Origin of the sequence: Dyadobacter jiangsuensis (assembly GCF_003014695.1) — a bacterium.
GTDB lineage: Bacteria > Bacteroidota > Bacteroidia > Cytophagales > Spirosomataceae > Dyadobacter > Dyadobacter jiangsuensis.
The window spans coordinates 107,380-134,175 of sequence record NZ_PYAS01000010.1 but is presented as its reverse complement, the minus strand read 5'-3'; the positions used below and the strand labels follow the sequence as shown (position 1 = coordinate 134,175).

Below are 26,796 nucleotides of genomic sequence, written 5' to 3'. Positions count from 1 at the left end.
GAAAAGGTGTTTCTGATGATACAGATAGGGGTGATGCAAATCGAAAGTGAAGATCGTTTTTTTTAAGCGAGTTCACCAAATCTATCGCTGTTTTCCTATTGGATCCTAGTTAATCACAAATAAGTAAGCAGGCTGCACGCCAACTTCTGCAACTGTCTTTACAGGCAGTTCAATCGCCCCATTCTTCACTTTCAATGCCTTTTTATTGCCCGCAAAAGTGATTTTCGCCTTCGCAGGAATTTCGAGACCTTCCGGTTTCAGGCTGGCTGGCAGCTTTTCGCCTGCTTCGGCGAGGTAGAACGCGTAGGTAGTAGTACCTTTTTTGGTGTAAGCCCATTTGCCGGCGCGGTAAGGAGCCAGCGGCTTGGTTTCGTATATACCGACACCATTTACATTCATCCATTTACCCATTTCTTCGAGGCGCGTATAGGCTTCTTCGTGCCATTCGCCGTCAGGACCAGGCGCTACATTCAGGAGCAGGTTACCGCCTTTTGCAACGATATCAACGAGAGTATGCACCAGTTTCTGGGTCGATTTGAAGTTCTCTTTCGGAATGTACGACCAGGAGTCTCCCATCGTCATGCACGATTCCCAAGGAATGGACATATAATGATCCGGGATCGATTGCTCCGGTGTTACGTAGTTTTCGAACTCGCCGGTAACGGTGCGATCCACCACAAGCAGGCCGGGCTGATGTGAGCGGGCCATTTTGCCGATGCGCGCCATGTCGATGTCCTGGTCATAAGGAATCGTTTTCTGCCAGCTGATGGTGGTATCGATGGTGCTTGCCGGGCGAACCCAGCCGCCGTCGAGCCAAAGGATGTCTACCGAGCCATAGTCCGACATCAGCTCTTCGATCTGGTTGTAGGTGAAGTCCTTGAACTTGTTCCAGATTTCAGGACGTTTCTTCGGGTCGTAGGAAACGTTGCGGTCCTTTGGCGGGAAGTAAGGCCACCAGTAGGAATCGGTATGCCAGTCGGGCTTAGAGAAATAGGTGCCCGTCATGAAGCCCTCGTTGCGGAATGCTGCGAGTACTTCCTTGGTAACGTTCGCCTTCGGGTTGGTTTTGAATGGCGTGTTGGTGATCTTGTAATCGGTGTATTTCGAGTCGAACATCGAAAAGCCGTCGTGGTGCTTGGTGGTGAACACCACATATTTCATACCGGCACCTTTGGCCGCCTTGGCCCAGCGGTCGGGGTTGAATTTGACCGGGTTGAAAGTTTTAGCGATGTCCTCGTAAGCCTTTTTATATTCGAACCAATCGTGTGAATGCGGCCCGCGGCGCTCGCACCAGCCTTCGTCTTCCGGGCACAGCGACCACGATTCTACAATGCCCCATTGGCTGTATGTTCCCCAGTGCATGAGCAGTCCGAACTTGATATCCTGCCATTTGGAAAGCTTCTGCTGCACGAGCGGGTCGGTAGGTGCAACGTATTTGGAGTGATTTTGCTCCGAATGCTGCTGCGCATACGATCCGGAAGCCAATAGCAGCCCTGCCAGGAGCGCCGCTGTCGATTTAAGGTTCATTGTAATGGTTAAGTGTTTGGTAAATACTTCTATCTGAGGGTTTACGAGAGGTAGCTTTTGGACGCAATGACTTTGCCCTTTCCGTCGCCGGTGGTGATGGTATAGGCAAATCCGGGCTGAACGGAATAGGCACCGACCTCGCCCTGCTTATTGATGGCCAGAAAGCCTACCTGGAAAGTTTTGGCACGCTCGGGGTCACGTTTCACGATTCTTTCCACTGCCTTTTTGCATGCTTCTTCGGGTGATGAGCCATTGCGCATGAACTCGACGACCAAATGGGTACCGGCAACGCGGATCACTTCCTCGCCTTGTCCGGACGACGTAGCCGCGCCGATTTCATTGTCAACAAAAAGCCCTGCACCGATAACAGGGGAGTCGCCCACACGGCCGCGCATTTTGAAGCCCATACCGCTGGTGGTGCACATACCGGAGAGGTTACCTTGTGCGTCCAGAGCGAGGGTACCCATGGTATCGTGGTTGAAATCGCCGTTGTCCAGTCGCGTGGGGGCGAATGGGCCGTGGCCTTTCGATTGTTTATGTTCTATATTGATAACGGGCTTGTATTCAGCCTTTTTGAGCCATTTTTTGTACTCCTTTTCAGCGTCCGGCGAAAGTTTTCCGGATTCCAGTTTGAAGCCGTTCGCTAATGCAAACTGCTGCGCACCGGCGCCTACCAAAAACACGTGCGGGGTTGTTTCCATCAGCTTGCGGGCCACGGATACCGGGTGTTTAATTCTTTCGAGGAATGCTACCGCGCCGCAGTTCGATTTTTCATCCATAATACACGCGTCGAGCGTTACATGCCCGTCGCGGTCGGGGTTACCGCCGAGACCTACGCAGCAATTGATATCGTTTTCAATGGCGATGGCGGCTTGCTCCACGGCATCAAGCGCACGGCCTCCTTTTTCCAGCACCGGCCACGCGGCTGCATTTGAAATTTGCCCGCTATCCCAGGTAGAGATCACAACAGGCCCGGCCGCCGGAGCGCCAGCCTTCGGTGATTTCGCAAACAATTGATTGACGCGCGTGAAGGGCAAAGCGAATGCCGACAGGCGGAGGAAGGAACGGCGGTTGGTGTTCATGATGTCCGGGTTTATGGATGGCAAGAGTAGTTTTGTAAAATTTTAAAAATGAATCCCGTGATTAATTAAAATTTTTTCAAATATACATCCCACGAAATTTGTGATCAATGAAAATATGAAATTTCGCATGATCTGTTGGTCGAAGTGTCTTATTTTGAAATATTTGTGGGGAGACGCTTGGGAAGCGACCGGTAAACCGGGTTTGTTACACTTACTAATTTTTTCAAACGAAAAACAGGTGGTTTCTGATTTAATGGCAACCTTTGGCTACTTGTTAAGAAAAAAGAAACGCATACACGATGATGAACTCTCCAAAGGCATGTGTAGATGTGGCGATCAACGCCTACGGTAAGCCGTACCAAACGGCTGTTACACTTCTGACGCTCATGAAGCATTCGCATCAATGGATTAACAAAATCTATTTCGTAGAAGAAGCCAAGCAGCCGGAGCCGCCGAATTTCAAATTCATTTTTGATCATTTCGGTGATAAGATCGTCTACTATAAGCCCAATGTCTGGCTTTGGACCAAAAACGTGAAATTCGATTTTCTGCTGAATTTCAAGCGGTACCGCCACGCGGTGCGCTACCAGTATGCGTGGGAGAAGTCGGACCAGAAATACCTGCTTGTGATTCATAATGACGTGTATTTCAAAAGCGACCTGGTAGGAGAGTATCTCAGTGACATTGGCGATGCTTCGGGTATCGGGAGTATCGGGCAATGCTGGGTATGCCCTGCGAGAGAAGCGGGCCTTTGCGATTCTGACAAGTATACGGAATATAAACCGGACTACGAGGAACTGATGCAGCTCGCTGCCACGTACCCGCAGGCCCGTACAGGCGAGTACAAACTCGTGGTCGATCGCGCTGCGCCCTGGCCGCTGCCCGAATGCCGGTTAAATGAATATGTGGCGATGATCGATCTTGAAAAGACGAGGAAGGATACGATGCCCGTTGGCAAAGGAGCCGCATTTGGGGCTTACGACCGCCTGGACGTCGGTGTCAAGTGGTTTGCTGATATGAATAATGCAGGCCATCGTTTCAAACACTTCAATTACGATCCTTACGCAACCCATAGCTGGATCAGCTTGCAGAATGCCGGCCATAATGCGCTTTTCAACAAGGACCTGTATCGTCACGAAGAGTCGGTAGCGTTGCAGGTGCTGAAAGACGAGTTTAATGTTGTTCCCTAACATAACGGCCATTCCGCGATATGGTATTGGAAATCAGTCAGCTAACGCAGCGGTATGGCGAACGGGAAATCTTGTCTATCCCGTCTTTTGCAATTGAAAAGGGTATTTACTGGATACAGGGAGAAAACGGTGCAGGAAAATCGACGCTGTTCCGAACACTGGCAGGGATGCTGCCATTTGAAGGGACCGTGAGGCTTGACGGCCAGTATGACCTGAAAAAACATCCTGTGGAATACCGCCTCCGGCTAAACCTCGGAGAGGCCGAACCGCTTTACCCTTCCTTTTTAACTCCCGCCGACCTCATTGCCTTCGTCGCCGAAGCGCAGCGGGCATCGCCGGGGCAGAGCGACAAGCTCGTCGAATCATTCGGGATCAACTACCTTCAAAATCCGTTCGGCAGCTGTTCGAGCGGAATGGTGAAGAAAGTGTCCCTGCTGCTGGCATTTTTAGGCGATCCTTCAATCATTATTCTCGATGAGCCGCTCATTACGATTGACCGCGAAGCGCGGGAAGTGCTTTTCGAGTTGATCAAGGAATACCACCGTAACGGGGTCACATTCCTGCTGTCGTCGCACCAGCTGTTCGAGCAGGAAGGACTGCACGTGTCGCAAAGCTTCCGGTTGAAAAACAAGAGCCTCATCGCTACCGATGCGCTATGAAAATGCTGTTGCTCTCCACGGTTTCGGCGTTTTTCAGGCAGCGGGCCGGAGCATTCCTGGTTTTGCTCGGTATGCTTTTCGGGTTTCTGAGCGCGAATGAGCACCACGCGTTCGCGGTATTTTTCCTGACAGGCGCATATGGCATGCTTGCTCTTTTCGTGATCTGGCTCGTATATAGCCTGTTGTGTGTTCAATTTTTGATCAATACCTGGAAGCTCCCGGAATATACATTCATCTATCACGCCCGCACCTGGCCCGCGCCCGTACGGGTGAGAAGGTTTGCCGCCCAGGCGTTGAGTTTTCTGCAACCTATTCTTTATTACGGCGTTTACCTTCTTATTATAGCCATTCAGGACAAGCTGCTGGCCAGGCTCTGGCCGGTTATTCCTTTTTACATTGTATTAATGCTAATACTGGCCTTGGCCGCTGAATGGCGCATAAGGAAGCCGGTTTTATATGTCCCTGTTAAAGGCGAGAGCGTGATCAAATGGCCGTTCGCCAGACCCGCCTCGTGGCTGTATTGGTCGATGGAATGGCTCGTGCGGGAGCGCGGGATTACGTTATTGGTCGGGAAACTGGGGGCAATGCTGGTGGCAGCCGGGACGGTGCTTTATTATAGTACCGGTGAATATGACATTCGAATGCCGGCTGTGGGCATGTCGCTGGCTTACCTGCTCAATCTCGGTTTATCACTGGAATTGTATCAATGGGAAGCTGAAATCTGGCTTTGGGGCAGGTCGTTGCCGGTTCCGGCCTGGAAACGCTGGAGCAGGGTGGTTACGGCGCATTTGCTGCTGATCGTCCCCGAAACGGTGGTGGTACTTCGTAGTGGCGCCCTGGGCTTTGCGGAAGTGGCACAGTTGTACTTGCTGGGCTTAACAATCCTCATAGTCTCTCACCTATACTTTTACAAACGTTCGGGGTTGCCGGAGAATGCCATGCAGGTCTTCCTGTTTGGGTTTGTCAGCCTTACTTTATTGATTTTATACAAAATACCGCTCCTGCTGCTTGCCGGTGGCGGGTTGCTGTTTTCGCTTTATGCATCTTGGCCCAAGGGCAGAAGTAGTCAGAAGTAGTCAGGTGTGGTCATTAGTCGTCAGGAATTGTCACGTGTGGTCAAGTATGGTCAGGAATTGTCATTTGTGGTCAGGTGTTGTCATTTAATGGTCAGGTGTAGTCAGGACATAGGACTATCTCTGACCACACCTGACTATACCTGACAACACTTGACCACACTCGACCAAAAATTCCCAAAACGGGGGTTATTTCGGTGTAGTGGGTCGTACCTCGATTTTACTCGGCAGCGTCCGTGCCGGCATTTTGATGAGGTCGGACACGATCTGGCCGATGTCTTCCGGCTGGATTTTCCAGGCATCCTTATCCGACGGTTCATGGTTGTTGAACTCGGTTGCGACGGAGCCCGGCATGATGGTTGTCACTTTCACACCCGCGTTGCGCACGTCGAGCATCATCGCCTGCGAGAAGCCCACCAGGCCGAATTTGCTGGCGTTGTAAGCAGTACCATTCGCAAAGAAGTTGGTACCTGCGAGGCTCGCAATGTTGATGAAATACCCTTTCGACTCTGTCAGTGCTGCGATAGACGCCTTTGCACTGAAAAACACGCCGGTGAGGTTGATATCGATGGTTTCCTGCCACAATTCGGCGCTGAGCTCCTGGATCGGTGCGAAATGACCTACCCCCGCATTGGCGATGAAGTAGTCGAGCCGGCCCCATTGACTGAGCACGGTTTGTACCGCTTTTTCCTGCGATGGCAGGCTGCGCACATCCGATTCGAGGGCCAATGCATAGCCTTCACGGATTTTGTTCAATGTATTTGCCGCTTCATCGGCATTCTGCTGTGACCGGCTTGTGATCGCGACACGGATGCCGTCGCGGATCAGCGCTTCGGCAATGCCGTATCCTATTCCTTTTGAACCGCCTGTGATCAGGGCTGTTTTTGTTATTTCTGCCATTACCTGAGTTTAGTTTCAAAAATTATACGTAACGGCTTAACAGCATCAATGATCAGAAGGTTTGGAAAATGAGCTGCCGGTTTCGAAAATAGCATTGTCCCGGGTGTTTTTCTGAACCGCAATGGCGCCGAAGATGCCCAAAAGGAAGGCGAATGCGTAGAAGCCTTTTTCGCTCGGTAATAGGGTCGCATTCCAGAGGCCGACTACCAGCAGCACGATGGCGAGGATCGTGGAAAACCAGGCGATACCATAGTAAATGCCCGTTACCGGAACGCCTTCCAGACGGTCGCGAACGCTCTTCTGAACCGATACGGCCGCAAAAAGCCCGTACATTAATACCGTAAAATAATATCCCTTTTCACTCAGCAGCATTTCCGACCGCCAGAGGCCGATGATGAAGCCGGCCATTCCCACGCCCAATGCGATCCACGATGCGGCAATGAAGGCTCCTGATGTTTTCTGGACATTTGTAGTGTTCATGTTAGTGTAAGTTAAATTGTTGGAGAAGGTTTTTTGCCTGAATATTACATCATTTTGTAATAAAGTACCATAGGTCGTTTATTTGCCGGTCTCTGCCCAATATCCTATTTTTGCCGGCAGTATACATTTTGACAGATTCTAATCCTATTTATGAAGTTAGTAGCAAATAAAGTTGCATTGGTAACAGGGGCTTCGCGGGGTATCGGACGTTCGATCGCGCTGCGCCTGGCTCAGGAAGGTGCTGATGTCGCATTTACATATCTGTCCAGCGTCGAAAAAGGCGAAGCTTTGGCGAAAGAACTGGAAGCGTTCGGTGTGAAAGCGAAAGGCTACCGCTCGGATGCATCCGATTTCCAGGCCGCAGACCAGCTCGTTACCGACGTCATTGCCGATTTCGGTAAGCTCGACGTGCTCATTAACAATGCAGGTGTTACCCGCGACGGGCTCCTCATGCGTATGAGCGAAGAGCAATGGGACACGGTGGTGAATATTAACCTGAAATCGGTTTTTAACCTGACCAAAGCCGCTACGAAATCCATGATCCGTGCCAAAAGCGGGTCGATCATCAATATCACATCGGTAGTCGGTATACGCGGCAATGCGGGGCAGTCGAACTACGCTGCTTCGAAGGCTGGAATCATCGGCTTCACGAAATCGATCGCATTGGAATTGGGTTCCAGAAATATCCGCTCCAACGCAGTTGCGCCGGGGTTCATCGAAACTGAAATGACCGACGCGGTAGATGCGAAAGCGGTGGAAGACTGGAAACAGTCGATCCCGATGAAACGCGGAGGCCAGCCGGAAGATGTTGCTGACGCCTGCGTGTTCCTTGCTTCGGATATGTCGCGCTATATCACCGGCCAGGTAATCCAGGTCGACGGTGGTATGTTAACATAGAGACTTTCTTCGTTAGTAGATAGCTGGCGGTTTCGTTGTATATTGTAACGTCGCCAGCTATTGAATCCCAACACATGCGGTCAGAGCTCATATTCCAAACCCCTTACTGGTTCATTATTTTCTGCGTACTTGCGGGCCTGGCCTATGCCTGGCTGCTGTATCAGCCGCAACCGGCCTGGGGTAAGAGACTGAATTATGCGTTGGCAGCTGTGCGTGGCATTGTGGTGGCATTGATTTGCTTCCTGCTGCTGAGCCCGCTCGTGCGGCGTACCCAAACTTCGGTCGACAAGGCCAAGATCGTTTTCGCGATCGACAACTCCGAATCTGTTGGTAAATACGGCCAGGCTGCGATGGAGCAGGTAAAGGCCGTGGCGCGTGACCTGAACGATTCAGGCTTTGAAGTAAGTATCGAGTCGCTGGATGGTACGCAGAACAACGCGGATTCCCTTGCATTTAACCAAAACAAAACCGACCTGGCGGGACTGCTGCAAACGGTCCGTACCAACTTCGAAGGCCGTAACCTGACCGATGTGGTGCTGCTTTCGGATGGGATCGTGAACCAGGGCGTATCGCCGACCTATAACCGTTATCCGTTCAGGGTCAATACGCTGGCTGTGGGCGACTCGGTACCTAAGCTGGATATCCGGGTGAAAGATGTGGTTAGCAACCGCATCGCGTACCTGGGCAACGAGTTTCCGGTACGGGCGGAAATCGCCGCGAACGGATTGCAGGGAAAGAGTACGACAGTGACTTTGAAGCAAAATGGCCGCGTGATCCAAAGCCAGCCGGTAGTGATCGACCGTGCGGATTATTTCAAGGCATTTGATTTCAAAACATCTTCCGCACAAAAGGGCGTTCAGCATTATACCATCGAGTTGGGAGCAGTTTCGGGTGAGACGTCGGGCAGGAACAATAGGAAGGATGTTTACATCGACATTATCGACGGCCGGCAAAAGATCTTGCTCATGGCCCTCGCGCCGCATCCCGATATCAAGAGTATCCGGAGTGTGATCGAGGCGAATGATAATTACGAGCTGGATATCAATATTCTATCCATTGCTAACAATCCGCCGGCCAGTACGAAGCCTTATGACCTCGTAATCCTGCACCAGATCCCGAATGTGCTGGGGTTAGGTAACGGACAGGTCCGTAAATACCTGGATGCCAAAATGCCGTTGTTTTTCATCCTGGGAAATCAATCGGCGGTGCCGCTGGCTAGTTCACTGAACCGGTCGTTGTTTATCAATGCTTCTGCAAACAATCAGATCGACAAGGTTACGGCGCGGTTTAACCCATCATTCTCGCAGCTGAACCTCGATGCCGAGAGCCTGAAATTACTGGAACGCCTTCCGCCGCTTTCCGTACCATTTGGCGAATACAATATTTCGTCGGGTACCGAAACCATATTGTACCAGAAAGTAGGAACGCTCAATACCAACAAGCCGCTCCTGGTTCTGAATACGAATGGTGACCAGAAAACGGCCGTGCTGGCAGGAGAGGGGATCTGGCAATGGCGGCAGGAAGAATTTGCCCAAACCAGCAAGCAGGAAGTGGTGGATAACCTCTTTCAAAAGCTGATACAGGTGCTTTCGGTGAAGGAAGACCGTCGGAAATTCCGCGTATACCCGATCAGCAACGAGTTTGAGGCCGGAGAGCAGGTTGCTTTTCAGACGGAGGTTTACAATGACATTTACGAGCCGATCTTCGGTCAGGAAGTGAAGCTGGAACTGGTGGATGAAAAGGGCAAGAGCAAGCAATTCACGTACACGCACGCTAAGGAGACACCGCGGTTCAACGTCAGCGGGCTGGCCGATGGCGTTTACCGGTACGCGGCTTCCACTACTTTGAAAGGAAAACAGGAAAATGTATCAGGTCAGTTTGTGATCCGCAACGCAGATCTTGAATTGAGCAATACGACAGCGGATTTCGGCATGCTCCGGGACCTGGCACGGCGGTCGGGCGGCACATTCATGATGCCTGCTTCGCTGCAACAATTTATTCAAAAACTTAAAACTGACCGCCCCGCCGACAGGCTGGACAGTACCGAAGATATGGTTGAGCTGATTTACCTGAAATGGCTGTTCTTCCTGCTTGTAGTGCTGTTGGGAGCGGAATGGGGGTTGAGAAAATACCATGGCGGTTATTAAGTCCTGCCCCCGATATGATCGAATGCGTTTTACTCTTCATTGCTTACTAATTTGCCTGCTGGCATTAACGCTGTCTCCCGCGTACGCGCAGGTACCTGAGTCGTCCTCCGATGCATCCGTTCGCGACACGCTTGTCCGGGGAACGCTTTTCGGAGACACCCTTGCCCGTGACTCCGTACCCGAAGTACGACCTAATTATAAACTGCTCCGCGGCATTTTTGCAGCCCAGTCGGCTATCTATCTGGGAACGCTTTATGGCCTCAGCAAATCGTGGTACAAAAACCCGTTGACGAAGTTTACCATCGAGGACGACAGCCGCGAGTGGTTACAAATGGACAAAATGGGGCACCTTTACACATCGTACCAGATAGCCCGACACACGGCGGCATTGTACAAAAAGACCGGTATTTCAAAAAGACAAATGCTTGTTTACGGGGCCATTTCCGGGGTGATTTTTCAGACTCCGATTGAAATCCTGGACGGCTTTTCGCCGGACTATGGTTTTTCTCCCGGCGATATGATCGCGAACCTGACGGGCTCAGTGCTGTATCTCGGGCAGGTCGCATTATGGGACGAGGTGCGTATACAACCCAAGTTTTCCTTCCATTACACTTCATTAGCGCACGTGCGGCCTGAACTGCTCGGCAGCAGCTGGTCGGAGCGTTGGCTGAAAGACTACAATGGGCAGACATATTGGTTCTCGGCAAGCCCGAAGTCATTTTTTAAAGGCTCCAACTGGCCCGCCTGGCTTTGTTTTTCAGTGGGTTATGGCATTCAGAACATGGTTTCGGCGGAGACCGACAAAAGCATCGAAATGGGCTATCGGCCCTACCGGCAGTACTATTTGTCGCTGGATATCGATCTTACGAAGATCAAAACGAGGAGCAAGTTTGTTAAGACGCTGGGTTTCCTGGCGAACTCTATTAAGATTCCCGCTCCGGCATTGCAGATCAGCAAAAAAGGGGTGGATTTCAAACCATTTTATTTTTAAAAGTATTGTTTGAACCAGAAACCGGTTCAAATGATCGGAAAGCATCATTAACTATGAATATCGGAGATAAAGTACGATTGGTCCACGGTAGGGAAGAAGGCGTTATTTACGCTTTTCTGCCTGGTAATGTGGTTGAAATTGAGATTGAAGACGGGTTTCGGATCCCGGTCCTGAGAAATGAGATCGTGACGATTTCGCCTGTGGAATCGCAGCGAATGGTGAAACCGGAAGAAGCGAAAGTGGCGGCAGCCCGTGCGGATGTGATTGTCCCACGCAATGCACCTTTTGCCGAAAAAGGCATTTACCTGGCATTCATTTCTGTGAATGACCGCACGTTAACGGTGCACGTCATCAATAATACCGACTGGGTACTGCCGTTCACCGCAGTAGCCGCTTCCGAATCGGTGAGTAAAGGATTGGCTGCCGGCGTGCTGCAACCGCGTACCTCGCAAAAGCTGACGGAGGTGGAGATGAAGGATTTTGAGTCATGGCCGGTGTTCGACATCCATGCATTGTATTTCCGGGAGGGTAATCATCAGTTGCCCATTGCGTTGAACAAGCGTATTCGTTGCCGGGCGCAGTCGTTTTACAAAAACAAAGGCAAGGTACCTGTGCTGGCGAAGGAAGGTTTTGTGTATCAACTGGATGAGGAAAACCTGAAACGCGAGGCGCCGGGTATTTCGGAGGATGTAGCAGGAGAAATCAAGGCTAGAATGCTGGGGCAGTCGGTTCCCGAGCAGAATAACCTCCCCAGACCGGAGCAGGTGATCGACCTGCATATTGAAAAGTTGGTTAACAATCACAAAAGTCTGTCCAGCGATGCGATCCTGAAAAAGCAACTGGATGTTTTCGAGAGTAATCTTGAATCGGCCATTGCCAATGGAATGGACGAAATTACGTTTATACATGGCGCTGGCAGCGGCGCGCTGAAAAATGAGCTGCACCGCAGGCTGGGCAAGAATCAGCATGTGCAATTTTTTAAAGATGCATTAAAAGAGAAATTCGGATACGGTGCAACCCTCGTCAAAATCAAGTAATGTATACGTCAGGCGCGGTTATTTTCTGATAATCGTGTTGGCAGCCGTTGTTTTTTGGAGCTGCGGTTCTAAGAAAACCTCCCCTAAGGCCCCTATGGAAGAATACAAATATTCGGATAAGGAGATCCAGAACGAGAAACATTTGTCGGTACTGAATGTGCCGGTCGAGATCCCGGTAGCGGAAATCGAAAAGCAGATCAACAACCAGATTAAAGGGCTGATCTACGACGACAATAGTTACGACGATGAAGGTAACGACAACCTGAAAGCGAAAGTCTGGAAGATCAGTCCCATCAAGGTCGTGGCGATTGACTCGTCGTTTCTTTTTGAAGTTCCATTGAAAATCTGGGTAAGCGCCGGGTACAAGATCAGCCCGTTAGGCGTAACGATGTCGGGTTATAAAGATACCGAGTTTTCAATCCGCATCCGGCTGATCTCCAAAATTGGCATCACACCGTCATGGCAGATCAAATCGGAAACTTATGTCGACAGCTACGACTGGATCAGCGAGCCGAACATCCGCGTGGCGGGCATCAGTATTCCCATTAAAGGAATGGTGAGCCGTATGCTCAATAAGAATTTCGAGAAGATCACCGAAGCAATCGACGACCAGGTAGCCTCGAACCTCGAATTGAAAAAGAATGCGGAACTGGCCTGGAATATCGCGCGCCAGCCTGTGATGCTTGCGAAAGAATATGATACCTGGCTGGTGATCAGGCCTACCGGTGTTGAAATGACGCCGCTGCTTGCGAAAAACAATATCCTCCGTTCGGTCATTGGTATTAAAGGTTATACGCAGACTATTACGTCGGCTGTAAAGCCTGCGGTGGCACCTATGCAGAAGCTGCCCGACTTGAAGATCGTCGATAAGGTTCAGGATGATTTCAAGATCGGGTTGATCAGTCTTGTCTCGTACGAGGATGCTGCCAGACTGGCGACCAAACAGTTCGCAGGGGAGAAATTCTCGTTTTTAGGCGGGAAATATCATGTAGAAGTTACCTCTATCGAAATGTACGGGCAGAATGATCGGTTGGTGATCAAAGCAGGACTGAAAGGAAGTATCAGCGGCGATATTTATCTAAAGGGAATCCCTTACTATGATCCGGCAACACAACAGCTATCGCTCAAAAGCCTTGACTACGACCTGGATACGAAAAATTCAATCGTCAGAACGGCGGGTTGGCTCCTGCAAGGGCAGTTCAGCAGGATGATGGAGAAGCGGATGGTGTTTCCGGTGGGAGGGCAGATTGCCGATGCTAAAAACACGATTCAGAAAACGCTTGCCAACTATAAAGTCACCGAAGGTGTAGTTGTAAAGGGAATACTTTCCGATATTGTACCCGATAAGGTTTACCTCACTCCGAAACATCTTTATTCTGTTGTATTTGCGACCGGGAAAGTGAATTTGAAAGTCGACGGACTGAAAGGAATCTGATCAAAAATTTGTACAATATTCAGCGTAAGTGCCATAATTTTTTACTTTTTATGGTATATTGACTGCTGATCGAAAGAAAGTATTTCTTAGCTTTGTGGTCAGAGGAAAGGTCTAAGCTGTCCTGCCGCTGCGGTTTTTTAACCGGGGAGGAAAGTCCGGGCAGCATAGAGTGCCGTACTTCCTAACGGGAAGGCAACGTACCGGCGACGGTGTGTCGACAGCAAGTGCCACAGAAAAGATACCGCCCTGGCATATTTTTTGTATGCCTCGGTAAGGGTGAAAAGGTGGAGTAAGAGCCCACCGGTTTCCTGGTAACAGGGAATGCATGGTAAACCTTACGGGCTGAAAGATCAAATAGGTGTTGGTTAATGGGGCTGCTCGTCCCTGCTCTTCGGGGCGCCGGCACGGGTAGATCGTTAGAGGTTCCGGGTGACCGGAATCCTGGATAAATGGCAGGAGCGGAGATCGGGCAACCGGTCGAAGTTACAGAATCCGGCTTACAGGCTTTGGCCTTTTTTCTGAATTTTGAGTTAATGTATAATGCTATATTTGAATTGAATCACATAACGCGTGTTTCCCATGAAGAAAAAGAATCTTTACGTTGCTTTACTTTGTTCTACCCTCCTGAGCTACAATACGAAAGCTCAAAACCGCACCTATGAAGGACCGAATAAAATGAACACTTGGTCAATCACTGGTTACGGAGGTATTACAAAATTCTTCGGAGATTTGACCCAGTACAATGGCTTCAAGCGTGGAGACCGGGAAGAATTGACAGGTGCATGGGGGCTTTCATTGAACAAGCAGCTCACTCCTCTGTTCGGTATCCAGCTGACCGGCTACAACGGTCGTCTTCAGGGAGCCAAAGACAATCATTACAGCTCATTGAGCGGTGATACTTACAGCGCCACTTTCAACAGCCCTTCGTTTGTTCAGCTGACTTTGGACGGAACATTGAACGTGAATCGTTTGCTGCTCGGCTACAATAAGCTTCGCCGCTGGAAAGTAGATGCACACCTTGGGGGTGGTATTATCTACTACCACACGGATGTAGATTACACCAACGTTACCAAGGGGATTTCAGGTGATTTCTCGACCAATACTGACGCCAGCTCCAAAACAGCGGGTAAATGGGAACGTAACGGATCCACGTATACAAGGGAATGGGTTGTACCTGTTGGCTTTACTGTTCACTATGAACTGAGCTCACGGTTCGATCTTGGACTTGATTACACGCATAACTTCGTCAATACAGAGAAACTGGACGCAACAGTTGGTGGGCTTAGCGACTACGTAAGCCAACAGGGTATCTGGACCTTTGCAAAAGGTGACTCGAGAAACGATGCTTACGGTATGCTGTCACTCGCGCTTACTTACAAATTGGGTAAGAATGCAGTGAGAGCGAAAGACGGTAAATATGATCCGGCTGCCGGACGTTACCACCTGCGTTGGGCTAACCCTCAGCAGCTGATTCCGGTACCTTACAACCCGACCATGAACGATGCGGATTCAATCGCGAAAGCTAACATGCCTAAGCCGGTTGATCCACGTCTTTATACCGACTCCGATGGTGACGGCGTAGCCGATCTGTTCGACAAAGAAGCAAATACGCCTGCTGGTAGCATCGTATCAGGTGGTGGCGTAGCGTTGGATATCGACAAAATCATCCGCGACGCTATCAAAAATAACCTGCCGAAAGACGAATGCGAAGCGTTGTTCAGCAACATCGAATTCGATACCGACAAAGCGATTATCCGCAATGCTTCGAAAGAAACACTCAGCAAAGTGGTTGAGCTCCTGAACATGCGCACCAACTGCCGCATCGTACTCGTAGGTCACACGGATGCACGTGCCTCAGATAGCTACAACGTGTCCCTGTCGCGTCGTCGTGTGGATGCAGCGAAACGCTTCCTGGTTCGCGCAGGTTTGACAGATCCTAGCCGTATCATCGCTGAATACTACGGTGAATATCGCCCGATCGCAGAAAACACAACTGTGGAAGGTCTTCAATCTAACCGTCGTGTTGAGATTAAGATCCTGCCTAACAATACAATCCGCTCTACTTACCCGGCTGGTTTCCGCCGCTAGTAGATGGGAAATACATAGGAAAAGGGGGCAAGAAATTGTCCCCTTTTTTTGTGTGCCTACGTTAAAAACAGGAAAATTTTCCGTACCTTTGCACCCTGTTTAATTACGGGACGAGTTCCCAACCATAACAAATTCACAAATGGCAGTTAAAATCAGATTAGCGCGTCGGGGACGCAAAAAGAAAGCGATCTATGATATCGTAGTCGCAGATGCCAGAGCACCACGTGATGGTCGCTTCATCGAAAAATTGGGTATCTACAACCCAGGTACTAACCCTGCTTCCATCGTTTTGGAATCAGACAAAGCAGTTGACTGGCTTCTGAAAGGTGCTCAGCCAACTGACACAGCTCGTTCAATTTTGCAACACGAAGGCGTATTGCTCCGTAAGCACTTGCAAGTAGGTGTTTTGAAAGGTGCTATCACGCAAGAAGTTGCAGATTCACGTTTCGAAGAGTGGAAAGGTTCTAAAACAGACCGTAAAGCTACTGCTGCCGATACACTGGCACAGCAGAAAGAGGCTGACAAGAAAGCGAAACTGGACGCAGAGCGAAAGATTAACGAAGCCCGTGCTGAGGCAATCGCTAAGAAAAACACTCCTCCTGCGGAAGAAGTTGCAACTGAGGAAGTGGCTGACGAAGCCGCTGACGCAACAGCAGAAGCTCCCGAAGCAGATGCTCCGGCAGAAGAGTCAGCAGAATAATTTAATGTACATACATTGCGCTATGGGTCTGTCGGTATTCCGCACAGACTCATATTGTTTTATACAGAACCAAAATATTAAATCCCGCAAATGACACAGGATAACTGTTATTTATTGGGCTATATCGTGCGGACTCATGGCACCGCAGGCAACGTGGTAATTTATCTGGATGTGGATTATCCGGATGATTATGAAGACCTGGAAACGGTTTATGTTGAGATCAAAGGCGAATTGGTACCTTACTTTATCGAGGATATCAACCTGCAAAAGCAAAGCAATGCGATTGTAACGTTCGAGGATGTCGATACGATTGTGAAGGCTCAGGCGCTCGTGGGAAGTTCGCTTTACCTGCCGCTGGAAGACTTGCAGGAGCTTGGCGATGACGAGTTCTATTACCATGAAATCAAAGGTTTCAAAGTAGTGGACGAAACGATGGGCGAGCTGGGCATTGTACGCGAGGTGTATTCGCTGAACGGCCAGGACCTGATCGCGATGGATTACCAGGGCTCAGAAGTACTGATCCCCACCGCGAATGATATTGTGATCAAAGCGGATAAGGAAGCCAAATCACTGTTCGTGAACTTGCCGGAAGGCCTATTGGAAGTTTATCTCGATAACTCATCAGAAAGCACTCCGGATGATGCGGATTGATATATTGAGCTGTGTGCCCAGTCTGCTGGACAGCTTTTTCGCGCATTCTATATTGAAGAGAGCGCAGCAGGCCAACCATGTGGAAGTGGTGATTCACGACATCCGCGATTATTCTACTAATAAGCATCGTACCATCGACGATTACGCATTCGGAGGTGGGGCTGGCATGGTTTTGCAAATCGAGCCGATCGCGCGGTGCATCCGTGCATTACAAAGCGAGCGCGCGTATGACGAGGTCATTTACCTCACACCCGACGGTGAACAAATGCAGCAGCGGATGGTGAACCAGCTTTCGTTGAAAGGCAACCTGATGATGCTCTGCGGGCATTACAAAGGCGTAGATCAGCGTGTGCGCGATATGTTCGTGACGAAGGAAATCAGCATTGGTGATTACGTGTTATCGGGTGGTGAGCTGGCGGCGGCTGTGCTTGCCGACGCGATTATCCGACTAATCCCCGGCGTGCTCAACGACGAAACTTCCGCATTAACGGATTCATTTCAGGACAATTTGCTGGCACCGCCGGTATATTCCCGCCCGGCTGATTTTGAAGGCCATAAAGTGCCCGAAATCCTGATGTCGGGCCATGAAGCGAAGATCGAAGAGTGGCGTTATGAGCAGTCTCTCAAAAGAACAAAAGAGAGAAGGCCGGACCTGTTGCAGTAAACAACAGGCCCGGCCTCTCCGGCTTTGCCTCTTTTATAGTTGCTGTAACCTATTAAAAATCCAGGTTACAGTTGATCCATTCATTATCGAAATTGGTGCCGTACTTGCGGTAAAAGTTAACCGCAGACGTATTCCAGTCGAGCACCTGCCACATCATCCCCGTACAGCCTACATTTTTTGCGGCTACAACCGTAGCGTCGAAAAGGATTTTGCCAATCCCGTTGCCACGCATTGATTCGGTGACGATGATATCTTCCATATAAAGCCGTTTTCCCTTCCAGGTGGAATAACGGTAATAGTAAAGACAAAGCCCGATGATCTTTGAATCCACTTCGGCAACGAAAAAGTCGAATAGCTTCTCGTTGTAATCACGGGTCATTTTGTCGACATTATTGGTTACCTGGTTCAGCGCCCGTTCGTAGATCGCAAGCTCCTTCACCAATTCAAAAATTGCGGGTATATCTTCTGCTGTTCCCTGCCTGGTCGAAATATTCATGTTAGTGGTTTATTGATTAGAAAGGTTAAGAATCCAGAATATACTATTTCCTATTGAGAGTTTACATAGTTTTCCCATTTTTCGAGGATTGCCTGGAAATTTTCGGGTAAATCTGTGTCAAATTGGATCCATTGGCGTGTGGTAGGGTGGATGAATCCCAGCGATTTGGCATGCAGCGCCTGTCCGGGAATGAGGCTGAAACCGTTTTCTACCATCGCCTTGTAACTGCCGCTCGATACGCCGCGGAGGATCTTGTCGCCGCCGTACATCGGGTCGTTGAAGATGGGGTGGCCGATGTGCTTCATATGTGCGCGGATCTGGTGTGTGCGACCCGTTTCGAGGTTGCATTTGATCATCGAAACATAACGCAACGGTTTAATAACCTCGTAATGCGTCACCGCGTGTTTTCCCTGGCTGCCATCCACGTATACGTCCATTACGCGCCGGTCGCGCGCGCTGCGCCCGATGTGGCCCGTAACCGTGCCTTTTTCAGCTTTGGGTTCGCCCCATATCAATGCGTGGTAGGTACGTTCTATCGAGTGATCGGCGAACTGGCTGGCGAGGAAAGTCATCGCGAACTCGGTTTTGGCGATCACCAGCAGGCCGGAGGTATCCTTATCGATGCGGTGTACAAGCCCCGGCCGGCCTTCGCCGTTCCTGCCGGTTGGAAGTTGCTGGAAATGATATACCAGTCCGTTGATCAGGGTGCCCGTCCAGTTGCCGTAGGCGGGGTGAACAACCATCCCTGCCGGCTTATTGATGATCATCAGTACGTCGTCCTCGTATACAATATTCAGAGGAATGTTTTCAGGAACGATCTCGGTATCACGTGGCGGCTCGGGAAGTGAAAGCGTGATTACATCCAACGGTTTGACCTTGTAACTGGCCTTCGTAGGCTGCCCGTTTACCTTTACGGCCTCTGCTTCGATACCGTTTTGTATTTTTGTCCTGGAAGCGTTGGCTACGTGAAGATTCAGAAATTTATCGAGCCGCATGAGGCTTTGGCCTTTGTCGGCGACAATGCGGTAATGTTCAAATAAATCGTCCTCTTCGGAGGCATTATCAACTAGTTCTACGGACATTCTTTTTTGATTTACTATCAACAAAATTATTAAAATAAGTGGATTTACTAAGTCCGTCGGTGCCTACGCCCCTGCAAAGGCTCGTTAATGCGGGAACTGAGAAAGCGGGAGTACAGCTGTATATCAAGCGCGACGACCTCATTCATTCGATGGTTTCGGGAAATAAATGGCGGAAGCTGAAATACAATCTGCTCGACGCGCAAGCGAGAGGGAAGGGTGCTGTATTGACGTTTGGCGGTGCGTATTCCAACCATTTGTACGCAACAGCGGCCGCCGGGAACGCATTGGGATTGAAGACCATCGGCGTTGTGCGTGGACTGGAGTTGCAAGATAAGGAAAACGAAACGCTTCAATTTTGCCGGGAACAAGGAATGCAGCTGCATTTTGTATCGCGTGAGGAATACAGACAACGGCATTCGGAAGGATATTTGGAAGAGATAATTGCGCGTTTCGGCAACCCCTATCTGATTCCCGAAGGCGGCACTACCGGGCTTGCGTTGAAAGGTGTGGCCGAAATGGTATTTGAAATAGAAGGTCAGTTAGGTGCAATGCCTGATTTTATCGCTTCGGCTGCCGGAACCGGTGGTACGGCTGCGGGTATTCTCTCTGCGGGCGCCAATGCCCTTGCATTCTCAGCACTAAAAGGAGGAGATTTTCTTAAAGAAGACATTCACCGGCTGTCGGATGAATGCAGGCAGCCCGGAAATCTTACTCTGCTTACAGACTACCATTTCGGCGGATATGCGAAGTGGAATAGTGAACTGCTGGCCTTTATGCAAGATTTCCGGGCTGAATATGATGTCCTGTTGGAGCAGGTTTATACAGCAAAAATGTTCTACGGCCTGTTTGATCTCATTCAAAAAGGGTTTTTCGAGGCCGGGACGACTATTGTAGCAGTACATACGGGTGGACTGCAAGGGCTGATCAAGGCGTAGCTACTTCTACTTCCTCTTCATTGTTGGCCGGTTTGGCGGAGATGAACTCCTTGATCAGATCCCGGTCGCCGGCGATCCAAAGCACGTCCTGGTTTTCGATGATCATCGACGAGTCCGGGTTGAGAATACGCTCGCCGTTTCTTTCGAGTCCGACGATCATGCCGTGCGTCATTTCACGGATCTGGCTGTCCCGTATCGTCTTTCCGCGGATATTGTATTGTGTTTTCACTTCGACGCGTTCGAGCACCGTATTATCCTCGTGGGCCATGTAAACGTCGCCATTTGTACTCACTTCGATGTGGCTTCTGAAAACATCCAGCTGATCGTCGGTACCGATGACCTCAATTCGGTCACAAGGGTAAAGTACTTCCGTCGGTCTCGGCAAATGGATGGTTTTGCTTCCCCGCTCGATCAGCACGACATTAATCCCGAAATTTTCCCGGATTTTGAGCTCCTGCAAGCTTTTTCCGATCATATTGGAGTCGGCACTTACTTCCAGGAATGCAAAGTGCGCATCCCAGGGTAACAGAATCTTTTTGGATTTGCCGCTTCCTTCCAGTTGCCGTGCATTGAGGTTTTGCAGGAAACGGTCTTCGATTTTATGATAAAATTGTTGAAGCCGCTGGTAAAAGATAGCGAAGCCTAGTACCATAATGCCGCCTGCTACAATGAAAGCCGTTTGTGTCGAGAAGAACGAATTGAGCAGAAAGGCCATCAGGAGGATCGCTATAACTACCCTTGAAAGTTCGAGTACCAGCAACGGCCCGCGGCTGTACTTCCGGCTGAGCCAGATCGTGGAGTAGGCCTTTCGGTTGCCTCGCTTGAAGACCAATGCCCAGAGGAATGGGGAAATGAGTAAGAATGTAATGCCAAAAAGCACCGAGTTGGTGAGAAACGTTTCAGGTACGCGTGTATGCAGCTGCTGAGCGAGCTGGCGCGAGGACGCGAGGATGATGCCGACTACAACAACGGAGTTCAAAATCACCGTCTGCGCATAGGATTTCAGGATTTCGTTCCACTGGGTGGTTTGTGCAATGGTTTCCGTGCTGGTGCTGTATCGGTTCAGGTACAACCTCCATTTTTCGGGCAGACGCTTGTCCAGCCATTCATAGAGCGGCTCGGAGGCCTTCATCATGTAAGGTGTGGCAAACGTCGTGATGACCGATACCCCGACGGCAATCGGGTACAGAAATCCGCTGGTCACTTTCAGGGAAAGGCCAAGGTTGGCAATGATGAATGAAAATTCGCCGATTTGGGACAAGCTCATCCCTGATTGCAGTGATTTCTTCAAAGGCTGGCCGGAAATGACCGCTCCTAGTGTGACGAATGTCGTTTTACCCACCATTACTACGAGCACCAGAATGGCGGTCGGGACTGCATATTCAAGCAATAGTCCGGGGTTAATAAGCATTCCCACCGAAATAAAGAATACCGCCCCGAAAAGGTCTTTAACCGGTTTCAGCAAATGCTCGATCTTCTCCGCGTGGGTAGTTTCCGCCAGGATAGAACCCATGATAAATGCACCTAACGCCGCTGAAAAGCCTGCTTTGGTTACCAGAAATACCATTCCGAAACACAATGCTACGGAGGTGATCAGCACGCTTTCGTCGTTCATCAAATGCCGGTAGCGCCTGAGCAGGGTAGGGAATACGAAAATTCCGCCCAGAAACCAGATGGTCAGGAAAAAGAAGAGTTTTAGACTCGATTGTATTAATTCGAATCCTGCAAACTGCTGGCTCAGCGATAATGTCGAAAGCAAAACCATTAATAACACAGCCGTAAGGTCCTCGATGACGAGAATGCCCATAACAACCCGGGTGAATTTCTGGGTTTTGAGCCCCAGCTCATCGAATGCACGGAAAATGATGGTAGTGGAGGAAATGGCAATGATACCTCCGAGAAAAAGGCTGTCGGTTTTGCTCCAACCGAGTAACTGACCGGTAACGAAGCCGGTAACCAGCATCATAAAAACCTCAAATAATCCCGTAATAGCAGCCGTATTACCGACTTTGACAAGCTTTTTAAAACTAAACTCCAAACCCAGGTTGAAGAGCAGGAAGATTACCCCGATTTCGGCCCAGATCTCGATCGTTTTAATATCGGTAATGGTAGGAAAAAGGTGGAAATTAGGTCCGACAAGTAACCCGGCCAGAATGTAGCCCAACACGATTGGCTGCTTCAATTTCTTGAAGATTACGGTAATGATACCGGCCATTGTGAGAATGAGCGACAGGTCTATGATTAGTTGTGGAACGTGGGTCATGAAGGGTGAATCGTTGATGGAAAAATTTACTAAGATCAATAAAATACAAAAAGCCTTCGACGAATCAAAGGCTTTCTGTGTTTTATCTTATCGGAAATTTTAACCTACGCTTCCTTCCAGGCTGATTTCCAGTAGCTTTTGCGCTTCAACGGCAAACTCCATCGGAAGTTGGTTTAATACTTCTTTAGCATAGCCATTCACGATCAATGCAACCGCCTGTTCCGTTGGAATACCGCGCTGGTTGCAGTAGAAAAGAATGTCCTCACCGATCTTCGACGTGGTTGCTTCGTGCTCTACGGTGGCCGACGGGTTGCTCACTTCTATGTAAGGGAAAGTATGCGCGCCGCACTTGTCGCCGAGCAACAGGGAGTCGCATTGCGAGAAGTTACGCGCCTTTTCAGCCTTTTTGAAAACCTGCACCAATCCACGGTAGGAGTTCTGGCTCTTGCCTGCCGAAATACCTTTCGAAACGATCCGGCTTTTCGTGTTTTTACCGATATGGATCATTTTGGTACCTGTATCGGCTTGCTGCATATTGTTCGTTACAGCAACCGAGTAAAATTCACCGATCGAGTTGTCGCCTTTCAGGATTACCGAAGGGTACTTCCAGGTAATCGCCGAACCGGTTTCCACCTGTGTCCAGGAGATTTTCGAATTAGGACCGTCGCAAAGGCCGCGTTTCGTTACGAAGTTGTAAATACCGCCTTTTCCGTCCTTATCGCCTGGATACCAGTTCTGTACGGTCGAGTATTTTACATTCGCATTGTCATGCGCGAAGATTTCAACCACCGCAGCGTGCAGCTGATTTTCGTCACGCATTGGGGCTGTACAGCCTTCCAGGTAGCTCACGTGGCTGTCCTCGTCGCCGATGATCAGCGTTCTTTCGAACTGGCCTGTTCCCGCCGCATTGATACGGAAATAGGTCGAAAGCTCCATTGGGCAGCGAACGCCTTTCGGGATGTACACGAATGAACCATCGGAGAAAACCGCTGAGTTCAATGCCGCGTAGTAGTTATCCTTAGGCGGTACTACCGAACCGAGGTATTTTTTTACCAGTTCCGGATGCTCACGGATTGCCTCGCTGATCGAGCAGAAAATAATGCCTTTTTCTTTGAGCGTATCCTTGAAAGTCGTGAAGACCGACTCGGAGTCCATAACCGCGTCGACCGCGATACCGGAAATCCTTTTTTGCTCATTCAAAGAAATACCCAGTCTTTCGAAAGTGTTGCGCAATTCGGGATCGATGTCATCGATACTCTCGACAGCCTTCTTCTTCTTGGGTGCTGAATAATACTTGATAGCCTGGAATTCGATGGGCGGGTAGTGCACGTTCGGCCATTTGGGTTCCTCCATGGTAAGCCACAAATGGTACGCTTTCAGGCGCCACTGCAACATCCATTCGGGTTCATTTTTTTTGGCAGAGATGAACCTGATAATGTCGTCGTTGAGGCCCGCAGGGGCCTCATCTGCCTCAATATCAGTCACAAAGCCGTATTTGTATTCCGAACTGGTGATTTCCTCCAACAATTCTTCTTCTTTGCTCATAGTCGTAATAATGTCACACTCTGGTTGGTATCATGCTAACACAGAGAAGTGGGATTGAGTTTATTCAGAGGTTCAAAAATACGGAAAATTGTGGAGATTCCGGCAGGGGCTGCTGGAAATAGGTTGTAGCAGGTAAAACAAAAAAGACCCGCCGGAGCAGGTCTTTTGAAAGTCGGATGCCTTTGAAATCCTACAAATAGGCTGTGGACGAGAGGTAGTTTTTGACGTAATCGTCAACCCCTTCTTCCAGGCTTGTGAACGGACGGGTATATCCGACAGCGCGTAATTTGCTCATATTAGCCTGCGTGAAATACTGGTATTTGTCACGAATGTCGGCCGGGGTGTCGATAAACGCAATGTCCGGCGTCTTGCCCATTGCATGGAAAGTATTGGTAACCAAATCTTTGAATGTGCGCGCTTTTCCGCTACCGAGGTTGTAAATGCCTGAGTTTTTGCGGTGGTGCATGAAGAAGATACAAACGTCGATCAGGTCTTTTACGTAAATGAAATCACGCATTTGCTCACCATCCTTGAAATCGGGGTTATGCGAGCGGAAGAGCTTCATTTTTTCGGTAGCCTTGATCTGGTTATAAGCGTGGAAAATCACCGATGCCATGCGGCCTTTGTGGTATTCGTTAGGCCCGTAAACATTGAAAAATTTAAGACCTGCCCAGAAAAACGGCTTTTTCTCCTGCACTAATGCCCATTTGTCGAACTCGTTTTTGGAATCGCCGTAAGGGTTCAGCGGCTTCAACTGGCCGATCGTCGACTCGTTATCGTCGTACCCGTGCTCGCCCAGCCCGTATGTGGCCGCGGACGACGCGTACACGAGAGGGATCTGGTAAGCCACGCATTTTTCCCAAATACCTTTGGAATAATTTACATTCAGTTCATCAAAAATTTCCTTGTCGAACTCCGTAGTGTCGGTACGTGCGCCGATGTGGAAAATGAATTCCACGTCGCGGTTGTTCGCATCCAGCCATTCGAAAAGTGCATTTCTTTCTACTTTTTCCTTGATCGTCTTTCCTTCGAGGTTTTCTGCCTTTTCGATTTTGGAAAAATCATCTACTGCAATAATGTTTTTAAAGCCGTCTTGATTGAGGCGGCTGATAAGCCCGCTGCCAATAAAGCCGGCTGCTCCTGTTACGATAATCATCGCGATTATATGTTTAACGGTAAAAAGAATGCCAGATAAGAGTACCGAACCGCGCCGATCTACTCTTAAATTTTAAGGGCGAAATAGGATTTTTTTTAGTTATCCTCTTGTTAACAAACAAAACTACGGATACATGGTGTAATTTTGCGCCAGAATTATCAAGTGGCAGGAAGTTTTATGATTTACGTAACAAGGAAAGAGCATTTCAATGCGGCCCACCGGCTTTACAACCCGGCGTGGAGTGATGAGAAAAACCAGGAGGTATTTGGCCCTTGCGCCAACAACAACTGGCATGGGCATAATTTTGAGCTGATTGTTACGGTTAAAGGCAAGCCCAACCCTGATACGGGTTTTGTGATCGATCTGAAAGTACTGGGGGACATTATCAAGGGAGAGGTCGTCGATAAGGTGGATCACAAGAACCTCAACCTCGATGTGGATTTCATGCAAGGAAAAATGGCTTCCTGCGAGATATTCGTGATGGAAATCTGGAATATCCTCGAACCGGCTATTGCGCAGGCAGCTCCTAATGCGAAACTGCACTATATCAAGCTGATAGAAACGCCGAAGAACTTTGTGGAGTATTATGGGGAGTAGGGGGATTAATGACCGTGAAGTCTTAGACCGCCGACCATGGACCGCCGACCGCCGATTATTGGCGGCCAGATTGCTAGCAACCAATTGCTTATGAAATATTACTTGATCGCGGGCGAGCGCTCGGGGGATTTGCATGGCTCCAACCTGATCAAGGGCATTCGGGCGAATGATCCGCATGCGGAGTTTCGCGGCTGGGGCGGTGATATGATGGAGGCGGAAGGTATGAGCCTGGTGACACATTATAAGGATACCGCTTTTATGGGTTTCCTTGAAGTAGTCATGAATTTGCGGACGATCACCGGTTTCCTCAAAAAATGCAAGGCTGATGTGCTCGATTACCAACCCGATGCGTTGATCCTGATTGATTATCCGGGCTTTAACCTGCGCATTGCCTCATTTGCAAAGTCCAGGGGGCTGAAAGTTTTCTACTACATTTCCCCCAAAGTCTGGGCCTGGAACCAGAAACGTGCCTGGAAGATTAAGGCCAATGTGGATCACATGTTCGTGATCTTTCCGTTCGAGGTCGATTTCTACAAAAAGTACGATTACAAAGTCGATTACGTGGGCAACCCGCTCATGGATGCCATCGCCGCATTCAGTCCCGATCCCGATTTTCGCCGTAAGCATAACCTCGACGACCGGCCTATTATCGCGTTGCTTCCCGGAAGCCGCAAACAGGAGATTATAGGCATGTTGGATACAATGCTAACTACGCAAAAGCATTTTTCCGACTACCAATATGTGATTGCAGGTGTAAAGAACCTGCCTTCTACATTGTACGACCAGTACTTATCCAGCGGCAAGGCGGTGATCGTGTACGAGAGCACCTATGATCTCCTTTCGGTTGCTGATGCTGCGCTCGTTACTTCCGGCACAGCCACACTGGAAACCGCATTGCTGAAAGTCCCCGAAGTAGTCTGCTACCGTACCAGCGCCATTTCCTATGCACTGGCCAAGCGCCTGATCCGCATTCCCTTTATTTCACTGGTGAATTTGATCCTGGAAAAAGAGGCGGTTCGGGAGCTGATTCAGGATGAATTGAATGAGGGGAATCTGGTTGCGGAACTGAAACAAATTCTTCCCGGTGGCAGCAAACACGAACAGCAAATGCGGGATTATGAGCGCCTCTCCGAGCTGGTGGGCGGAGCAGGAGCGTCTGAGCACACGGGTGGACTTATCGTTCAATACCTTTCTAAATAGC

At 49.6% G+C, this 26,796-nt stretch carries 24 protein-coding genes and 1 other RNA gene; 16 read left to right on the top strand and 9 right to left on the bottom strand.

The genetic code is table 11. The features are described 5' to 3' along the window. Positions 1 to 105 precede the first annotated feature (105 nt). Positions 106 to 1,527, bottom strand: a complete 1,422-nt coding sequence (locus CLV60_RS20735; RefSeq protein ID WP_106597296.1) for an alpha-L-fucosidase — start codon at positions 1,525 to 1,527, stop codon at positions 106 to 108. A gap of 41 nt (positions 1,528 to 1,568) precedes the next feature. After that, positions 1,569 to 2,609 (bottom strand): isoaspartyl peptidase/L-asparaginase family protein, encoded by a 1,041-nt coding sequence (locus tag CLV60_RS20730; protein ID WP_106597295.1) that lies wholly within the window; start codon positions 2,607 to 2,609, stop codon positions 1,569 to 1,571. 299 nt (positions 2,610 to 2,908) lie between these two features. On the opposite strand from CLV60_RS20730, the gene CLV60_RS20725 reads away from it, so the two are divergent. The 3 genes from CLV60_RS20725 to CLV60_RS20715 are packed head-to-tail and all read left to right on the top strand — an operon-like array spanning position 2,909 to position 5,534. Then, positions 2,909 to 3,799: a hypothetical protein gene (locus tag CLV60_RS20725; protein WP_106597294.1), complete on the top strand. Its 891-nt coding sequence runs from the start codon at positions 2,909 to 2,911 to the stop codon at positions 3,797 to 3,799. A gap of 20 nt (positions 3,800 to 3,819) precedes the next feature. Continuing rightward, positions 3,820 to 4,458, top strand: a complete 639-nt coding sequence (locus CLV60_RS20720) for an ABC transporter ATP-binding protein (protein ID WP_106597293.1) — start codon at positions 3,820 to 3,822, stop codon at positions 4,456 to 4,458. Next, a complete protein-coding gene (locus CLV60_RS20715; protein WP_106597292.1) occupies positions 4,455 to 5,534 on the top strand; it encodes a hypothetical protein in 1,080 nt (359 codons plus the stop codon). The genes CLV60_RS20720 and CLV60_RS20715 overlap by 4 nt, the downstream gene beginning before the upstream one ends. A 186-nt stretch (positions 5,535 to 5,720) precedes the next feature. On the opposite strand, the gene CLV60_RS20710 is transcribed toward CLV60_RS20715, so the two are convergent. After that, entirely contained in the window at positions 5,721 to 6,431 is a 711-nt protein-coding gene (locus CLV60_RS20710) for an SDR family oxidoreductase (RefSeq protein WP_106597291.1), read from the bottom strand. Between the two features lie 45 nt (positions 6,432 to 6,476). Next, a complete protein-coding gene (gene yiaA, locus CLV60_RS20705) occupies positions 6,477 to 6,911 on the bottom strand; it encodes an inner membrane protein YiaA (protein WP_106597290.1) in 435 nt (144 codons plus the stop codon). Between the two features lie 150 nt (positions 6,912 to 7,061). Between yiaA and fabG the strand changes: the two genes are divergently transcribed. The 10 genes from fabG to trmD all read left to right on the top strand — a co-directional run bounded on the left by fabG (position 7,062) and on the right by trmD (position 17,521). Next, entirely contained in the window at positions 7,062 to 7,808 is a 747-nt protein-coding gene (gene fabG, locus CLV60_RS20700; protein ID WP_106597289.1) for a 3-oxoacyl-[acyl-carrier-protein] reductase, read from the top strand. A 74-nt stretch (positions 7,809 to 7,882) separates the two neighbouring features. Beyond that, positions 7,883 to 9,955, top strand: a complete 2,073-nt coding sequence (locus CLV60_RS20695) for a hypothetical protein (protein WP_106597288.1) — start codon at positions 7,883 to 7,885, stop codon at positions 9,953 to 9,955. A 22-nt stretch (positions 9,956 to 9,977) separates the two neighbouring features. Beyond that, entirely contained in the window at positions 9,978 to 10,946 is a 969-nt protein-coding gene (locus tag CLV60_RS20690; RefSeq protein ID WP_106597444.1) for a DUF2279 domain-containing protein, read from the top strand. A gap of 53 nt (positions 10,947 to 10,999) precedes the next feature. After that, positions 11,000 to 11,983 carry a Smr/MutS family protein gene (locus CLV60_RS20685; protein WP_106597287.1) on the top strand — a complete coding sequence of 328 codons (984 nt, stop codon included), beginning with the start codon at positions 11,000 to 11,002 and terminating at the stop codon, positions 11,981 to 11,983. Between the two features lie 94 nt (positions 11,984 to 12,077). After that, on the top strand, positions 12,078 to 13,418 hold the full coding sequence (locus CLV60_RS20680) for a DUF4403 family protein (RefSeq protein WP_106597286.1): 1,341 nt from the start codon (positions 12,078 to 12,080) through the stop codon (positions 13,416 to 13,418). A gap of 108 nt (positions 13,419 to 13,526) precedes the next feature. Further along, an RNA gene (gene rnpB / locus CLV60_RS20675) (RNase P RNA component class A) lies at positions 13,527 to 13,934 on the top strand. A gap of 63 nt (positions 13,935 to 13,997) precedes the next feature. Continuing rightward, entirely contained in the window at positions 13,998 to 15,506 is a 1,509-nt protein-coding gene (locus CLV60_RS20670; protein WP_106597285.1) for an OmpA family protein, read from the top strand. Between the two features lie 139 nt (positions 15,507 to 15,645). Then, positions 15,646 to 16,206, top strand: coding sequence for a 30S ribosomal protein S16 (locus CLV60_RS20665; protein ID WP_106597284.1), 561 nt, complete (start codon positions 15,646 to 15,648; stop codon positions 16,204 to 16,206). A gap of 90 nt (positions 16,207 to 16,296) precedes the next feature. Next, positions 16,297 to 16,857, top strand: coding sequence for a ribosome maturation factor RimM (rimM, locus tag CLV60_RS20660; protein ID WP_106597283.1), 561 nt, complete (start codon positions 16,297 to 16,299; stop codon positions 16,855 to 16,857). After that, the gene (gene trmD, locus CLV60_RS20655) at positions 16,847 to 17,521 is read left to right on the top strand and encodes a tRNA (guanosine(37)-N1)-methyltransferase TrmD (protein ID WP_106597282.1); all 675 of its coding nucleotides are present in this window, start codon (positions 16,847 to 16,849) and stop codon (positions 17,519 to 17,521) included. The genes rimM and trmD overlap by 11 nt, the downstream gene beginning before the upstream one ends. Positions 17,522 to 17,573: 52 nt before the next feature. On the opposite strand, the gene CLV60_RS20650 is transcribed toward trmD, so the two are convergent. Both CLV60_RS20650 and CLV60_RS20645 read right to left on the bottom strand, forming a co-directional pair. Next, positions 17,574 to 18,017, bottom strand: coding sequence for a GNAT family N-acetyltransferase (locus CLV60_RS20650; protein ID WP_106597281.1), 444 nt, complete (start codon positions 18,015 to 18,017; stop codon positions 17,574 to 17,576). 50 nt (positions 18,018 to 18,067) lie between these two features. Then, entirely contained in the window at positions 18,068 to 19,099 is a 1,032-nt protein-coding gene (locus CLV60_RS20645; RefSeq protein WP_106597280.1) for an RluA family pseudouridine synthase, read from the bottom strand. Between the two features lie 38 nt (positions 19,100 to 19,137). On the opposite strand from CLV60_RS20645, the gene CLV60_RS20640 reads away from it, so the two are divergent. Continuing rightward, positions 19,138 to 20,034: a 1-aminocyclopropane-1-carboxylate deaminase/D-cysteine desulfhydrase gene (locus tag CLV60_RS20640; protein WP_229211068.1), complete on the top strand. Its 897-nt coding sequence runs from the start codon at positions 19,138 to 19,140 to the stop codon at positions 20,032 to 20,034. Here the strand turns inward: CLV60_RS20640 and CLV60_RS20635 are convergent. The 3 genes from CLV60_RS20635 to rfaD all read right to left on the bottom strand — a co-directional run bounded on the left by CLV60_RS20635 (position 20,024) and on the right by rfaD (position 24,998). Continuing rightward, a complete protein-coding gene (locus tag CLV60_RS20635; RefSeq protein ID WP_106597279.1) occupies positions 20,024 to 22,297 on the bottom strand; it encodes a monovalent cation:proton antiporter family protein in 2,274 nt (757 codons plus the stop codon). The two genes, CLV60_RS20640 and CLV60_RS20635, sit on opposite strands and share 11 nt — an antisense overlap. A gap of 99 nt (positions 22,298 to 22,396) precedes the next feature. Then, positions 22,397 to 23,842 carry a Fe-S cluster assembly protein SufB gene (gene sufB, locus CLV60_RS20630; RefSeq protein ID WP_106597278.1) on the bottom strand — a complete coding sequence of 482 codons (1,446 nt, stop codon included), beginning with the start codon at positions 23,840 to 23,842 and terminating at the stop codon, positions 22,397 to 22,399. A 190-nt stretch (positions 23,843 to 24,032) separates the two neighbouring features. After that, positions 24,033 to 24,998, bottom strand: coding sequence for an ADP-glyceromanno-heptose 6-epimerase (rfaD, locus tag CLV60_RS20625; RefSeq protein ID WP_106597277.1), 966 nt, complete (start codon positions 24,996 to 24,998; stop codon positions 24,033 to 24,035). Between the two features lie 177 nt (positions 24,999 to 25,175). Between rfaD and CLV60_RS20620 the strand changes: the two genes are divergently transcribed. Both CLV60_RS20620 and lpxB read left to right on the top strand, forming a co-directional pair. Next, a complete protein-coding gene (locus CLV60_RS20620) occupies positions 25,176 to 25,595 on the top strand; it encodes a 6-pyruvoyl trahydropterin synthase family protein (RefSeq protein ID WP_106597442.1) in 420 nt (139 codons plus the stop codon). Positions 25,596 to 25,685: 90 nt separating this feature from the next. Then, positions 25,686 to 26,795 carry a lipid-A-disaccharide synthase gene (lpxB, locus tag CLV60_RS20615; protein ID WP_106597441.1) on the top strand — a complete coding sequence of 370 codons (1,110 nt, stop codon included), beginning with the start codon at positions 25,686 to 25,688 and terminating at the stop codon, positions 26,793 to 26,795. The last annotated feature ends 1 nt before the right edge of the window (position 26,796 follow it).